The sequence below is a fragment of the Streptomyces sp. NPDC000941 genome, assembly GCF_053599555.1.
On record NZ_JBSFMM010000262.1, the window covers coordinates 1 to 14732 of the forward strand.

Annotated in this window: 15 protein-coding genes; all 15 read left to right on the forward strand. The window is 68.2% G+C overall.

From position 1 onward, the window contains the following. A partial coding sequence (locus ACWDSL_RS46325; protein WP_450494866.1) for a hypothetical protein occupies positions 1-292 on the forward strand: 292 nt, incomplete at its 5' end. 310 nt (positions 293-602) lie between these two features. After that, on the forward strand, positions 603-2453 hold the full coding sequence (locus ACWDSL_RS46330; protein ID WP_450494868.1) for a hypothetical protein: 1851 nt from the start codon (positions 603-605) through the stop codon (positions 2451-2453). A 13-nt stretch (positions 2454-2466) separates the two neighbouring features. After that, positions 2467-3840 (forward strand): hypothetical protein, encoded by a 1374-nt coding sequence (locus tag ACWDSL_RS46335; protein WP_450494869.1) that lies wholly within the window; start codon positions 2467-2469, stop codon positions 3838-3840. Further along, on the forward strand, positions 3840-7001 hold the full coding sequence (locus ACWDSL_RS46340; protein WP_450494871.1) for an alkaline phosphatase D family protein: 3162 nt from the start codon (positions 3840-3842) through the stop codon (positions 6999-7001). Before ACWDSL_RS46335 ends, ACWDSL_RS46340 begins: the two co-directional genes overlap by 1 nt. Positions 7002-7010: 9 nt before the next feature. Then, on the forward strand, positions 7011-7550 hold the full coding sequence (locus tag ACWDSL_RS46345; protein ID WP_450494873.1) for a hypothetical protein: 540 nt from the start codon (positions 7011-7013) through the stop codon (positions 7548-7550). Positions 7551-7615: 65 nt separating this feature from the next. Then, positions 7616-8380 carry a LysM peptidoglycan-binding domain-containing protein gene (locus tag ACWDSL_RS46350; RefSeq protein ID WP_450494875.1) on the forward strand — a complete coding sequence of 255 codons (765 nt, stop codon included), beginning with the start codon at positions 7616-7618 and terminating at the stop codon, positions 8378-8380. Positions 8381-8388: 8 nt separating this feature from the next. After that, complete coding sequence (locus ACWDSL_RS46355) at positions 8389-8613, forward strand: holin (protein WP_450494877.1); 225 nt, start codon at positions 8389-8391, stop codon at positions 8611-8613. Positions 8614-8627: 14 nt separating this feature from the next. Continuing rightward, positions 8628-8924 carry a hypothetical protein gene (locus tag ACWDSL_RS46360; protein WP_450494878.1) on the forward strand — a complete coding sequence of 99 codons (297 nt, stop codon included), beginning with the start codon at positions 8628-8630 and terminating at the stop codon, positions 8922-8924. A 755-nt stretch (positions 8925-9679) separates the two neighbouring features. Next, positions 9680-10294, forward strand: coding sequence for a hypothetical protein (locus ACWDSL_RS46365; protein WP_450494880.1), 615 nt, complete (start codon positions 9680-9682; stop codon positions 10292-10294). Between the two features lie 5 nt (positions 10295-10299). Then, a complete protein-coding gene (locus ACWDSL_RS46370) occupies positions 10300-11331 on the forward strand; it encodes an XRE family transcriptional regulator (protein ID WP_450494881.1) in 1032 nt (343 codons plus the stop codon). A gap of 223 nt (positions 11332-11554) precedes the next feature. Then, positions 11555-12217 (forward strand): HNH endonuclease family protein, encoded by a 663-nt coding sequence (locus ACWDSL_RS46375; protein WP_450494883.1) that lies wholly within the window; start codon positions 11555-11557, stop codon positions 12215-12217. A 164-nt stretch (positions 12218-12381) separates the two neighbouring features. Then, on the forward strand, positions 12382-13545 hold the full coding sequence (locus tag ACWDSL_RS46380; RefSeq protein ID WP_450494885.1) for a helix-turn-helix domain-containing protein: 1164 nt from the start codon (positions 12382-12384) through the stop codon (positions 13543-13545). A gap of 154 nt (positions 13546-13699) precedes the next feature. Further along, a complete protein-coding gene (locus ACWDSL_RS46385; RefSeq protein ID WP_450494886.1) occupies positions 13700-14077 on the forward strand; it encodes a hypothetical protein in 378 nt (125 codons plus the stop codon). Continuing rightward, the gene (locus tag ACWDSL_RS46390) at positions 14074-14271 is read left to right on the forward strand and encodes a hypothetical protein (RefSeq protein WP_450494887.1); all 198 of its coding nucleotides are present in this window, start codon (positions 14074-14076) and stop codon (positions 14269-14271) included. The genes ACWDSL_RS46385 and ACWDSL_RS46390 overlap by 4 nt, the downstream gene beginning before the upstream one ends. Positions 14272-14431: 160 nt before the next feature. Then, complete coding sequence (locus tag ACWDSL_RS46395) at positions 14432-14575, forward strand: hypothetical protein (protein WP_450494889.1); 144 nt, start codon at positions 14432-14434, stop codon at positions 14573-14575. The last annotated feature ends 157 nt before the right edge of the window (positions 14576-14732 follow it).

The window sequence follows — 14732 nt, forward strand, 5'->3', positions numbered from 1 at the left end:
CTGCGGCGAGCGCGACGAAGCGACGGGGCTCTACGAGTGGTACGAGCGGCCGGAAGGGTACCGGGAAAAGCCGCAAGGCCGCGACGACCTGACCTGGGGCATGCTGCTGGAGCAGTGGCCCCTGATCGAGTGCGACCTGCACGAGGTCTACGGCATCGACATCGGCACCCCCGGCATCCTCCGTAGCCGCTCGTGGCGGTGGCTGCGCCTGCGGATCCTCGGCCTGCTGTCGGCCGAGTCCCGCACCTCCCGCCACTTCGCGCCCCCGGAGCCTTCGAGCACGAAGCGCTGACCTCCCACGCACCTTCGACCCACAGAGACGGAGGTGCGGCATGGCGCTGTCCATCGGCGAGCTCATCGGCTTCATCCGGGCCGATGACTCCGGCTGGAGGCGCGGCCTGGACAACGCCGCCCTGCGCCTGCGCGGCCTCCAGCGCGACGCCGACGGCAGGTTGCGGGACCTGCGCGGCCGGTTCGTGGCCGACGGGGACGCGGCTGGCCGGGGCCTGTCCGACGGGATCCGCAGGCATGCCGACCTTGCTGCCCAGGCGGTGCGTCGGGTGGGTCCGGCGATCGCCGCGGTGGGGGTAGGAGTGCCCGCGGTGGCGGCCGCTGTGGTGGCGTTCGCGAGTCTGGCGTCCGGGGCGGCGGCGGCCGGGCTTGCGGTCAAGGCTTTCAGCTTGGCGGCTCAGCCGCAGATGGAGGCGGTGACAGAGGTTGCGGACCTGGCGGCCGAGGCGGAGAAGGCGGCGGCCGAGGGCGCCGCTGATGCGGCGGAGAAGCAGCAGGCGTACACGGACGCGCTGAACCGGTTGCCTCCGGCGACGCAAGCGACTGCAAAGGAGTTCGTGGGGCTCAAGAAGGACTACAAGCAGTGGTCCGACGAGATGAGCGGCACCACGATGCCGCTGTTCACCAAGGGCATCCAGATCCTCCGCGATCTGTTGCCTGCGTTGACCCCGTTCGTGAAGGCCGCGGCCGGGGCAATCGGCGACTTCCTTGACGATGTCGCCGCCGGGGTGAAGTCCGCTGACTTCAAGCAGTGGGCGGCAGACATGGCGAAGGCCGCCGGACCTGCGCTGTCCAACTTCCTCACCGTGATCAAGAACCTGGCGATCGGGTTCGCCGGACTGCTCCAGTCGTTCCTCCCCACCAGCGAGGGCGTCGAGGGCGGCTTGGTAGGCATGTCCGAGGCCTTCGCCAACTGGGCCACGGGACTCCAGGGCAGTGACGAGTTCTCCCGCTTCATCGAGCTCGCCGACGAGGGCGCGGACACGTTCGGCACGCTGGCTACAGCAGCCCTCCAGATCTTCCTGGCGCTGTCCCCGCTGATCGGAGCGACAGCGCAGATCGCAACGTGGCTCGCTGAGACCATCAACGCAGTGCCGCCAGGCGTGCTCACGGCAATCGCGCTGGGCTTCACCGCCATCGCGCTGGGGGTGAAGGCGTACGGCCTGTATGTGGCGATCGCCGGGGCCGTGACGCGCGGGTGGGCGCTCGCGCAGCTGATGCTGAACGGTGCGCTGGCGATCAACCCGATCGCGTTGGTCGTCGGCCTGATCGTCGGCCTCATCGCGATCATCATCGTCGCCTGGCAGAAAAGCGAAACCTTCCGCGACATCGTCAAGGCCGTCTGGGCGGCCGTGCAAAACGCGATCTCCACAGCGGTCGACGGCATCAAGGCCGCGATCAACTGGTTCGCCGAACTCCCTGGAAAGATCGCCGAGTGGTTCGGGGCCGCGAAAGACTGGGCCATCGCCAAGTGGACCGCACTGCTCGACTGGCTGAAGGCCTTCCCGGGACGCGTGATCGGCGCCATCGCCTCGCTGGGCGGCAAACTGTGGAACAGCGCCGTCTCGGCCGGTGGGCGGCTCGTCTCCGGGATCCGCAGCAAGATCACCGACGCGGTCAACTGGGTCAAGGGCCTGCCCGGGCGGGCGAAAGCCGCGCTCGGCGACCTCGGCCGCACGCTCTGGAATAGCGGAGTGGCCCTGATCAAGGGCTTCATCAACGGCATCAAGCACATGGCGAGTAGCGTGGCCGACGCCGTCGGCGGCGTGCTGAAGAAGGCACGCAACTTGCTCCCGTTCAGCCCCGCGAAGGAGGGGCCGTTCTCGGGCCGCGGCTGGACGCTGTACAGCGGCCAGTCCATCGCCGAGGGGCTCGCGGCCGGCATCGACCAGCAGCAGGACCGCGTACGCACAGCGGCCCAGCAGCTCGCGCAGGCGGCACACGACCACCTGGCGCTCACGCCCGGCAGCTCCCTTGCCGCCCTCAACGCTCCCCGGACACCCGCCGCCGCCGAGCCCACTGCGCCCGGCCGCGCAGGATCTCCGGCGGCAGTGCGGGTGGTCTTCGACGTCACCGGCGGCGACAGCGACCTCAAGCGCATGATCCGCAAGATGGTGCGCGTCGAGGGCCGGGGCAACGTACAGATCGCGTTCGGCAACTAAATGGGGGTGTCCTGTGGCGTTCCCGGAAGACCCGCTCGGCGCGGTCATCGAACTCTTCCTCGGCGGCGCCTGGGTGAACATCACGGGAGACGTCTACCTGCGCGATCGGATCACCATTACCCGCGGGCGAGCGGATGAGGGGGCGCGCGTGGACGCTGGGAGGTGCACGCTGACGATCAACAACGGGAGCGGTCGCTACTCCCCGCGCAACCCCATGTCGCCGTACTACGGGCTCCTGGGCCGCAACACGCCTTTGCGGATCAACATCACCACCGCAGGCGGCACCGTCTCCCGCCGCTTCGTGGGGGAAGTCAGCGCTTGGCCGCCACGGTGGACCACGTCCGGCATGGATGTGTGGGTGCCCATCGAGGCGGCGGGCATTCTCCGCCGTCTCGGGCAAGGCACGCCGCCGCTGAAGGACTCCCTGCGCCGCTTCATCGAGTTCCATGGCCCGCTGGCGTACTGGCCGCTGACCGACGGCAAGGACGCCCGCCAGGGCTCCGAGGTCGCCTCTGGTGGACAGCCGCTGCGGCCGATCGGCGCGGCCGGATCCTTCTACCAGGGCCAGCCCGACTGGGGGAAAGGCGCCCTCGCCCCATGGCTGAATGCCACGGTGGACCTGCCGGACGAGACCAGCGGCAGCCTCACAGCCAGCGTCACCTACCAGAGCCTCACCGGCTGGACCGTGGACCATTTCCGGTCCGGCACCGAGACCACCGCTGACCTGACCGTGGAGACCACCGGGTCACGCACCGACACCGACCCGCTCGTCAGCTGGAGTATCCAGACCGAGGCGTTCGACAAGGAGCTGCACCTGTTCGCCGCGAGCCGCGGGGAGACCACCAGCAGCTCCGGGTTCCCGGTATTCCTGTCCGGCGTCGCCGACCTGTATGACCTGGACGCGCACCACATCCGGCTCACCTGCACGGATGACGGCGCGGGCGGAACCAACTGGGAACTGCTCATCGACGGCGTCAGCATGGGCAGCGGCAACCAGGCCTGCCCGTTCCGCCCCGTTGCCCGGGTCAAGTACAGCTGGAATCTGGTGACGGGCGGCGGGTTCGACGTCGGCCCCCTCACAGTCGGCCACATCGTCTACTGGGGCGGCACCGCCCCGGGCGCAGACCAGACCTACCAGGCCCTCCAGGGCTACGCCCGCGAGCTCGCCGGACGCCGCCTCGAGCGGCTGTGCGCCGAGCAGGCCGTACCCCTCCAGGTCACGGGTGATCTCGACGACAGCCCGGCCATGGGGCCGCAGAAGTCCGGCCGGTTCCTGGACCTGCTCCAGACCACCGTCGATGTGGACGGCGGTGTGCTCTACGAAGCCCTCGACGAACTGGCCCTCGCCTACCGGACGCGGGCCTCCAAGTACAACCAGGGGGTCTGATGTCGCTGTCGGTCATGCTCGTGTGGGTCGGCGCCGTGACCGAGTCCACCGCCTGGGTGCGCTGCCGCACCGCGCCGGCAACCTCCGCCACACTCAAGGTCTCCACCCAGCCGAACCACTCGAACCCCATCGCCATCGGCCCGAACGCGCCAGAAACCGACGGGGTGGTCTCCTGGCAAGTCACCGGCCTGGCCCCGAGCACCCGCTACTACTACGTCATCGACGACGGCGCCCTCAACACCGACTGGGCGGGCACCTTCCGCACCCACCCGCCACTCGGCACCCCCGCCGACTTCACCATCGGAGCAGCTGGCGACGCGGGCCTGACCGGCGCTCTTGGGGACGACAGCAACATCACCAACGCCGTCAGCAACAGCCCCGTCTTCGACACGATGCGCATCCAGGCCCTCGCCGAGGAATGGCTGTGGTTCTCCCACCTCGGAGACATCCACTACCGCAACATCGCCACCAACGACCCCGCTCTGTACCGGGCCGCGTACAACGACGTCCTGACCTACAACCTCGGATTCAACCCCTCGGCCCGGCAGGGCCAGTTCCTCCGGAACGTGGCCATGACCTACATGTGGGATGACCACGACTACGGGCCCAACAACTCCGACCGCACCTCAGCCGCGAAACCGGCCGCCCAGACCGTCTACCGCGAGCGGGTCCCCTCCTACCCGCTCCCGGCCGGGACCGGCGCCAACCCCATCTACCAGTCCTGGCAGTGCGGCCGCGTGCTGTTCATCGCCTCCGACACCCGCTCGCTGCGCGACCCCAACAGCACCCCGGCCGCCCCCACCAAAACCATGCTCGGCACGGCCCAGAAGACGTGGATGGAGCAGGTCCTGACCACCACGACGGCCGAGGCCTTGGTGTGGATCATGCCGTCCCAGTGGCTCGGCGCAGGCACCGACGGCGGCAGCGACACCTGGGACAACTTCATCCACGAACGCCGCGAACTGGTCCAGATGTTCGGCGACCTCAGATGGCTGGACCGGATGATCCAACTGACCGCCGACAAACACGCCCTCGCCATCAGCTCTGGCCCCGGCAACCAGTACGGCGGCTTCCCCATCTTCATGCTCGCCGCCATGGACGCCGCCTACGACCAGCCACAGGGCCTGTACGACCTCGGGCAGCTGCCCATCCGCGGCGGCTACGGCACCGTCTCCGTGCGCGACGCCGGGCACACCATCGCCCTGACCGGCACCGGCTATGTGAACGGTACTGTGTGGCGCTCTCACACCGCTTACGTCCACCTCGGCAGCCCGATCTTCGCACTCGATTACGCCGCGCGGCACCTCTCCCCGCCGCTGGAGCCCACCGAGGACGACCAGGGACGGCGTAACGACGTCACAGCCCAGAGGGATGGCGGCGGTGAGGCCCGCGTCTCCCAGGAGACCGGCCCACTCAACGTCCAAGCCCCAGAAGTCGACCCGGACGGTGTGGGCACGTACGACGAGGCTGTAACCGTCAACGTCGCAGCCGACGAGCAGCTCGAAAATCAGGCCGGATGGCGTGTCCACATGGACACCGTCGATGAGCCGCGGTACCCGCTCCTGCACCTCAACCTCTCGAAGAACCCTGGACTGATCACAGGCATCACCGAGCTCGGGCTCGGGGACCGCCTGTCCATCGCTAACCCCCCGCCGTGGCTGCCACCGGGCGACATCAACCTCATCGCTGAGGGACAGACCGAGACAATCGGTGTGCGTACCTGGGACATCGAGCTCAATGCCGCCCCCGGCTCACCGTGGACCGTTGCCCGCGTCCTGCGCCAGATACCGGAGATGCCGGCGGCTGAGGACTTCGAGGACACCACCTACACGATCACCATCACGAAACGGGGCAGCCTGCCGTGGACCCGCACGAGCGCGCAGTTCCACGCGGGCGCCTGGTCGCTGCGCTCGGGGGCCATCAGCAACAACCAGACCTCGGACGCCATCGTCACCGTGCCCGAGGGAGCGCAGACGCTGACGTTCTGGTACCGGGTCTCCTCCGAGACGTCCGGCCCCGGCTTCGAGGGTGACCGGCTTCTGGTCTTGGTCGACGGCGTCCAGGTCCTGCGCGCTCAGGGCACGGTCGGATGGACTCAGACCACGGTCGACGTCACCGACGCGGCCGCGGTCACCTTCCGATACGCCAAGGACAACAGCACGGCCAGCGGGGAGGACGCGGCATACATAGACGACCTCTCGTTCACCGCGACCATGGGCGGCGTAGCCGGGCCCGACCAGCCCAACCGCCTCGATACCACCGGCTCGCAGCTCGTGACGGCCGCAGGAGTCGCCGACACCGCTCTGGTAGTCCGCACCCCGCCAGACGGCACCTTCGACCGGGCTCCCTGGATCAGCTCGGCCGGGCCCGGGACTCTGTTCGCGGACGAGTTCCCGTTCGACGTTCGCCTCGGCGGAGAGGTCGCCCGCGTCACCGCGTGCGAGCCGGCCGTGTGGGACACCTTCGCCCGTACCACGTCCAACGGGTGGGGCACCGCCAGTTCAGGGCAAGCCTGGACGTCGACCGGCGGATCCGCGTCGGACTACTCCACCAACGGCAGCGCCGGCGTGCACTCTCTCGGCACGATCAACATCTCCCGCTACACCGTCACGGCCGCCCCGTACCCGGACCTCGACATCACGGCGGATGTGTCGACATCCGTCCTGGCCACCGGCGGCCCGCACTATCTGCATCTGGTGGCACGCTGGCTCGACGCAAACAACATGTACGCGGTCCGCCTCGGGTTCATGTCCACGCAGACGCTTCAGCTAGTCCTCCAGAAGCGGGTGGGCGGTACCCAGACCGACATGTTCACGGTCACCGTGCCCGGGACGCACTTCGCAGGCGCGTTCTACGCCACTCGCTTCCGGCTGGACGGCTCGACGCTGCGGGCCAAGGCCTGGCCGAGGACCGTAGCCGAGCCCGCCGGCTGGCACGCCACGGTGACGGACACTGCGCTGACGGCCGCTGGATCCGTGGGCGTGCGGTCGTCGCTGTCGTCGCTGAATACGAACGCGTTGCCGGTCGCGGCGTCGTGGGACAACTTCCAACTGCTCACGACGCAGCGGATGACCGTGAACCGCAGCATCAACACCGTGTCGAAGTCGCACGCCGCCGGGACGGCCGTCTCCCTGGCTCAGCCCGCGGCACTGGCCCTGTAGGAGGTCTCCATGCCCAACCCACGCCTGTACGCGGGCCAGGTGCTGACCGCCGACCGGTGGAACAGCGTGGTTCCGCTGCTGGTGATGCAGGAGAACGACCAGACCGTCACCTCTGCGACGACCGGGACGACGCTCATCAACAGCGAAATCACGTTCACGCCGGAGATCAACGCGACCTACGAGTATCAGCTGCTGATCTCCTACTCGGCCACGGTCAACAGTGACTTCAAATGGGCGTGGGACGCGGCGCACGCCCTGTTCTGCTCGTTCACCCTCGCCTACGCGTCCGGCGTGACCACGGGCGTCAACACGGGCGGCGACACCGTCCTGCGGCGCCCCGGAAACACGACCGCGCGTATCGCGGGCGGCACCGACGCCGCCGCAACCACGCCCGTGAACTTCCACTCGGCCTACGACCAGGGCACGTTCGCCACCGACGGGACGGTCGGCGCGATCACCATGCAGTTCGCCCAGAACACGAGCAGCACCGACCAGACGATCCTGCGCGGGGGCAACCAGACCCGCATCCTCTACCGCCGCATCGCCTGACCGACCCACCACCGCCCGCCCCGAGCCCGCCGGCCGGGGCGTCTTCTATGCCCGGGAGTCTCTGCATGTCCGCGCCACTCACCGCCGCCGAGTTCATCGCGGCCCTGCGCGCCGAAGGCGTGCGGGTCCAGGAACACGGCGACTGGCGGCACCACAACCGCAACGCGAAAGGCCCGTGGGGGCCCGTGCACGGCGTGATGATCCACCACACCGTCACCAAGGGGACCGACCAGACCGTGGAGATCTGCCGCAACGGGTACGCCACCCTCCCCGGGCCGCTGTGCCACGGAATGATCGCCAAGGACGGCGTCGTGCACCTCATCGGCTACGGCCGCGCCAACCACGCCGGCCTCGGAGACGACGACGTTCTGCGCGCGGTCATCGCCGAGGAACGCCTGTCGCAGGACAACGAAGTCAACACCGACGGCAACCGGCACTTCTACGGCTTCGAGTGCGAGAACCTCGGCGACGGTAAGGACCCCTGGCCGGCCGCGCAGCTCGACGCGATCGAGCGGGCCTCGGCCGCGGTGTGCCGCACGCATGGCTGGACGGCCGCCTCCGTGATCCGGCACCTGGACTGGCAGCCCGGCAAGATCGACCCGCGGGGCATCGACTGGGTAGCCGTGCGCGACCGCATCGCCCGGCGGCTGAAGTCCAGGCCCGGTAGCGGCACAACCACGTACACCGTCGGCAAGGGCGACACCCTCTGGTCGATCGCCGCCAGCAAGCTCGGCGACGGCAACCGCTACAAGGAGATCGCCAAGCTCAACGGCCTCCACGACGCCGACACCATCACCCCCGGCCAGAAACTCAGCATCCCCGAGAAGTGAGGTACGCCATGCCCCAGCCCCCCGTCGAAGTGAAGGTGAAGGCTGCGACGACCGGCACTCTGTTGGTCTCCCTTGTCCTCGCCGTCCTCAATGCCGTCGCCGCAGACGAGTCCCTGCTCGACCCTTTGCCTGGTTGGCTCCAGGCCATCGTCATCGCCCTGGTTCCGCCCGCGGTCACCTTCTTCTCCGGCTGGCAGGGGCGGCACACCCCGCGCGGTCCGGCTGGCGTCTGATCGAGGAGTGGTGCATGTCCGATGGACCGACTCTCGGTGAGGTCGTGCGCCGTTTCGAGGATCGGCTCGCGGACGTGCGGGACGATATCGCGCAGCTCGGCGCCCGCATCGACACCAAGGTGTCTCAAGAGGTGTATGACCTGCGACACGAGGCGCTCGCTCAGCGGGTGGTCACGTTGGAGACGTTGCGGGAGAAGGACGCCGAGAGGATCGTCGCCACGCGCAGATGGCTCATCGGCGCGGTGGTGGTGCCGCTGATCGGCGTGCTGCTCCCCATCATTCTCATGCTGACTCGGGGGGTGGGGTCATGAAGCGCGGGCAACTGCGCGCGGAGGAACGTCGGCGGCGGCGCGGCGATGCGTTCGCTGTCGTGGGCGCCCTGCTGCTGGGCGCAGTGCTGGCGTGGATCGTGCTCACGGTGCAGCAGCAGGGCGCCGATCTCCGTAGGTCCAACGAGGCCCGAGACGCGCTGGCCCGCCAGGTGCAGGACCTGGGCGGCACGCCCGTGGCCGGCAAGCCGGGCAGCCGTGGTGATGTGGGGCCCTCCGGGCCGCCTGGTCCTCGTGGCAGGCCCGGCTTGCCGGGGCCAACTGGACCGCCGGGCGAGGACGGCACGGACGGGAAGCCGGGCAAGATGGGGAAGTCCGGCCCGTCGGGGTCTGTAGGCCCGACCGGTGGGGCCGGGAGCGCTGGCCAGCAGGGGGTGCCGGGTGAGCCTGGTCCGGCTGGTCCGCAGGGTCCTCAGGGGCTGCCAGGTGCGGACGGGAAGGATGGCCGGGACGGCCAGACCTGCCCGAGCAGCTATTACTTGCAGGCGCCGAACTGGGACCCGGACGCTCTCGTCTGCAGGCGCGACGACGCGCCCGCCCCCTCCCCCTCTCCAACGTCCACCTCTCAACCACCTGCCGTCCTGACGCCTGATCGGCGCCGCTTATGAGAGCACCCCCGTCGTCTACTGCGGCAGACGACGGGGGTTTCACACATGCCGATCAGGTCTCACTGACCTGCAGAAAGAATAGTCCTTCGAATAATTGACAGCCAGTTCTTAAGTCGGCAAGATGCCGGTGTGACGCAACCCATCACGGCCGAAGAGGCCAGCCAAGTCTTATCGCCCTACCTGGACCAGATCGGCAGGTGCATCCAAGACGGATGGCAACGCTGGCGCACACTGCTCAAGCACGACGCAGAGCTTGGCGTGATCATCAGTAACCGCTCGCGCGCCAACCTGGTCTACGACTTCATCCGCTACGAAGCCGTCAACCGCTTCGATGGCGACCCAGACGTCACCATCAGCGACAGCCGCGGGTTCCTTCTCCTGACATTCGCGGAAAAGATCGTGATGCGGTTCAAAAAGTACCGCGACGCGAAACTGCGAACGAGCAGCATCCCCACACAGCAGAGCCTCAAGTTCACCAACCAGGTTCTGCCAGGCATGACCGAACTTACACACCTCGTCGCCGGGTACCTACCCGACGACGCCGGTATTGACCTGGAGCAAGTGGCAATCACCTGCACCCTGGGCAACGACCAACTCTGGGTTCTCGACCTGGACCTCGCCATCGACACGGTCGCAGCCGTGACCCCCCTCCCGGCGATTCCATCCCAGGAGCAGCGGACTACGATCGTCCGGCCAAAGCGGGCTGCCGAAGGCTCGGAACAGATCACATCGGAAGAGAGGTAACCACCATGAACCCGCGCTTGCTGCAACTCGCGCGGGAATCACGCGGCTTGTCCCAGTCCAAGCTGGCCAGCATGACAGGCATCTCCCAGGCCGCCTTGTCAAAGGCAGAGAACGGCGTTGGCCAACTATCGGGTGAACGTCTGTCAGTCATTGCAGAGGTGCTCGCGTACCCGCTGGAGCTGTTCGACTGGCCGGACGAGACAGTCGGCCTTGGGCCGTCTGGCTTCTATCACCGGAAGCAGTCCGGGCTAGGGAAGACGGCTCTCCAGCGGATCGAGGCTGACGTGAACCTCCTGCTAATGCAACTGCGCCGCCTGGAAGCCAGCGTAGATATCGAGCCGCCCTATCGTCTGCCAGTCCTGGATGCCGACGAGCACGATCCAGAGGAATCCGCCGCCAAGGTACGGGCCAGTTGGCTGGTCCCAGACGGCCCGGTGCACGACGTCACCCGCTTGGTGGAGCGTGCCGGCATCGTGGTTGTGCGCCGCGACCTCGAGTCACCAAAGATCTCCGGTCTAAGCGTCCGCCCACCGAACGGCCTACCCGTCATCATCCTGAACAACGACATGTCACCAACCAGGGAAAGGTTCACCATTCTGCATGAACTTGGGCATCTGGTAATGCACCAGGTTCCGAGTGATGATGGCGAGCGCGAGGCCGACCGATTCGCTGCCGAGTTCCTCATGCCAGCCAGGCTCATCAGACCGCACTTGGCCGGACTGACCCTTCAGCACGCTGTGCAGTTGAAGCAGTACTGGAAAGCCTCGATGGCCGCGATTATCCAGACTGCCTACCGACTCGGCCGCATAGACGAACGTCGGTACAAGAGCCTGCAGGTGCAAATCTCTCAGCACGGGTACAGGCGGACCGAACCAGCCGAACCCGCACAGGAGCAACCCAGCATCCTCCAGGAGATCCTGGACGCTCACCGTTTCGACCACGGTTACTCAGATCATGAGCTGGCCAAGGTCGTAGGTCTACGGCTTCGTGAATTTCACGCAGACTACGGAGCAGCATCCAAGTTGCATGCAGTGTGACCCCAGAGTTATACCCCTCGCCGGGCCACAGGTTCAGCGAGGGGCGCACCGGCGCCCGCAGCACCCTCAACGAGAGCTACGCCTTCACCTGACACTGGCGCCGCGCACCCTCGCCGTGGACTCAGTCGCAACCACCCAGTTTGAGTGATCTCCGTGTCGTTCTCAACCAGCGGCCCAGCGGATCCCGATACGACCATGCCAACCCCCTACGAGGAGGAACGGCATGGGCAGCATCAGGACCCTGGCGGTCGGTATCGCAGCGACAGCGGCACTCGTCGGCTCGGCGCCTGCGGCGTCGGCGGACCCGGGCGACACGGTAACGAGGACGCTCACACAGGCGATCGCTGATCTGCCAGTCGCGGACGAGTCCCGGGATGGATACGACCGGAGCAAGTTCAAACACTGGGTGGATGCCGACCACGATGGCTGTAATACCCGCTCGGAGACGCTTCTAGACGAAGCGGTCGCGCCGCCCACCATGGGCGCCGGGTGCAGGCTCGCCGGAGGGAGGTGGCTGTCGTGGTACGACGGCAAGCCGGTGGATGGTCCCTCCGGTCTGGACATTGATCACAAGGTGCCTCTGGCCGAGGCGTGGGACTCGGGAGCGGGAGCCTGGACTGCCCAGGAACGGCAGGACTACGCGAACGACTTGGGCGATCCCCGGGCGTTGGATGCGGTGACTGCGCAGCAGAACAGGCAGAAGGCCGACAAGGACGTGTCGGAGTGGCTGCCAGCAGACGCCGAGGTCCACTGCCGCTACATCGCGGACTGGGCCGCGGTGAAGACCCGGTGGCAGCTGTCCGCCGACGCGGCCGAGGTGTCGGCGCTCCGACGGGTCGCGGCTGGCTGTCCTGATGTGGAGATCACGGTCGTGCTGGCTCGCTGACGTCTCACCCTGTGCCCTCTCGTCTTGGCCTCTGGGCCGGGCGAGGGGGCTTTCTCTATGCCCAGACAGCACGACGGCCCCCAGAGTGATCTGGAGGCCGATCGCTGCATCCCCGGGTTCCCCCGGAGTACCGTCTGAGTGTCGAGTTCAGAACGGAGTTCAGTATGCCCGAAGAACCGCACATCGGCGCCCGACTACGCAAGATCCGCAAGCGGCGCGGCCTGAGCCAGCGCGACCTGGCCGCCGCCTCCGGCGTATCGCTCTCGCTCATCAGGAAGTTGGAGCAGGGCGACCTCCACGACACCCGCATGGAGACAGCCCACGAACTGGCCGTCGCCCTACGCGTTCCCACCAGCAGCCTGTTGGAGCGCGACGACGAGGAGACCGCAGGCGAGACGGCTGAGGAATGGCGAGCGCTCCAGCAGGCCGTCCAGATCGCGCCCGTCCACGCAGGCGAGGCCTCGACAGTTGAGGGCGTCCGCGCCATGCTGCCCGAGGTGCGCGCCGCCTACTTCGACAACCGGCTGGCCGAGCTCACTGGGCTTCTCTCCCCGCTGCTGCGCGACGCCGACGCGCTGGGCGACACCAGCGACGCACGAGACGTGCGGTCCCACCTGCTACAGATCGCCGGATCGACGCTCACCCAGGTCCGCCAGTACAGCGCAGCGGAAACTGCGCTACGGCGCGCCCTGGACGACGCGCCGGACCGGCTGCGCGCCGCGGGCATCATCGCTACCTGGAGCTGGCTGCTCGTCCGCCAGGGCAAGCTGTCAGCGTCGCGTGAACTGGCGACTCGGTGGGCTGACGACGTCGAGCCGCGGGTGTCCCGCGCGACGCCCGAGGAACTGGCCGCCTGGGGCTGGCTGCTGATGCAGGCCTCGGCGGCGAATCTTCGCGACAACCGGCGCGGGGAAGCGGACGACACCATGCGGCTCGCGCGGTCCGTCGCGGTCCTGATGGGCCGGGAGTTGCCACGTGGCACTGAGCGGCTGACGACATGGGGCCCGACCACGGTGCGGTACAAGGCGGCGGAGCGGCACATCGTCTTGCAGGAGCCGGACAAGGTACTGCATGCGGCGCAGCGTCCTGGTGGCCTGGCGGTCTCCACGGAGTATCACCGGCACCGGCTGGACGTGGCGAAGGCTCACACGATGATGCGCCAGTACGGAGACGCTATCTCGGTGCTGACCGAGGTGAACGTCAACGCACCTGAGTGGCTGGCCAGTCAGCGGTATGCGCGGGACATCATGTCTGATGTGGTGGCGAAGCGAAGGACGCTAACTCCCGAAATGCGCACCTTGGCCGACGCGGTCGGCCTACCAATGTGACGCTCCCTGGCACTTTCGTCGGCGGCTCAACGAAAGTGCCATTGAGGTGTGATGTGCGTCTCACTTAGCGTCACGGGACGGACGCACGTCACCCTCGTGGGAGCCGACCATGATGCCGAATATCCAACCGTGGACGCCGCCAACCAGCCGTAGCGTGGAGCTGCAGCCCGCTGGCAAATCGTGGGACGTCGTGCGCGTCCCCTTCTCCATCGGCATCGGAAAACGCACTCTCGACCTCCTGGGCGAGACGACAGGCGCGGTCATCGAGAACCCGATCGACAGGGTGCTGTACTGGCTCATCGCACCGGGCGCCGCCGCCGAGTGGGACCTGAGCCTGCTGCCCTCCGTCCAGGTTTGGGGAGCGACCGCCTACGTCGAAGTGCCCCCTGCGGGGCTCGAGACGGGGCCGGGTGTGCGCTGGCGTGTACCGCTCAGGAACGGCCAGCACCTCACCGACCCCGCGGCCCTCCACGCTGCGCTGCAGACCGCGACCCGCGAAGCGCTCGGCCCCCGCGCGGAGGTCCCGCGGTGACCTCCCAGATCTGCGCCCGCTGCGACAAGCCCACCCGCGAGCCGGTCGTCGTCGCGATCGAGCACAGCGCGAGCGCCGGCGGCCGCACTGCCTACGCCTGCCCCGGCTGCGCGCCCAGCTTCCCGAAGCAGCGCGACATCCTCGCCGAGCTCGCGGCCATGCGCCGCGCCCGACAGCAGGGCTGGGTCCGATGACGGCCCCCGCCCCGGTCGCCGAGGCGGCGTGGCGCGCAGCCATCGGGCACGCCGCAGGCTGCCTGGCATGCAAAACACCCGGCGGCGCCTGCAGTCAGGGAGAGCAGCTGCTGCGCGCTTACGAGAAGGCCGCGCGGCAGGCCCGTGCTGAGGGGGCCGAATGAGGCATCGTCGACCGCACCTGACCGAGCGGGCCGCCTTGTACGCCATCCGTGCCGTCCGAGCCGGTCTGCCCCTCGCCGTGACAGCCGCGCTCCTGGCGCTGACCGTCGCCCTGTGCGTGCTGGGCGACCCTGCCCGATAGACCGGTGGGTCGCTGGCGTCCGGTCCCCCCGTGCCGGACAGCAGCCGCGAGCCAGCGGCCCACCTCCCAGCGTCCGCCCGCCTCCATCTCGCCCCGGAGGCGGGCGGGCACCCAGCCCCCGCTCCGGCCGCCCGCTTATCGGTGAGGACGGCCGGCC

What these genes read in the sequence shown, in the direction of transcription:
- ACWDSL_RS46340 (WP_450494871.1), top strand. Translation starts at nt 3,840, where the DNA reads ATGTCGCTGTCGGTCATGCTCGTGTGGGTCGGCGCCGTGACCGAGTCC.
- ACWDSL_RS46345 (WP_450494873.1), top strand. Translation starts at nt 7,011, where the DNA reads ATGCCCAACCCACGCCTGTACGCGGGCCAGGTGCTGACCGCCGACCGG.
- ACWDSL_RS46350 (WP_450494875.1), top strand. Translation starts at nt 7,616, where the DNA reads ATGTCCGCGCCACTCACCGCCGCCGAGTTCATCGCGGCCCTGCGCGCC.
- ACWDSL_RS46355 (WP_450494877.1), top strand. Translation starts at nt 8,389, where the DNA reads ATGCCCCAGCCCCCCGTCGAAGTGAAGGTGAAGGCTGCGACGACCGGC.
- ACWDSL_RS46360 (WP_450494878.1), top strand. Translation starts at nt 8,628, where the DNA reads ATGTCCGATGGACCGACTCTCGGTGAGGTCGTGCGCCGTTTCGAGGAT.
- ACWDSL_RS46370 (WP_450494881.1), top strand. Translation starts at nt 10,300, where the DNA reads ATGAACCCGCGCTTGCTGCAACTCGCGCGGGAATCACGCGGCTTGTCC.
- ACWDSL_RS46375 (WP_450494883.1), top strand. Translation starts at nt 11,555, where the DNA reads ATGGGCAGCATCAGGACCCTGGCGGTCGGTATCGCAGCGACAGCGGCA.
- ACWDSL_RS46380 (WP_450494885.1), top strand. Translation starts at nt 12,382, where the DNA reads ATGCCCGAAGAACCGCACATCGGCGCCCGACTACGCAAGATCCGCAAG.
- ACWDSL_RS46395 (WP_450494889.1), top strand. Translation starts at nt 14,432, where the DNA reads ATGAGGCATCGTCGACCGCACCTGACCGAGCGGGCCGCCTTGTACGCC.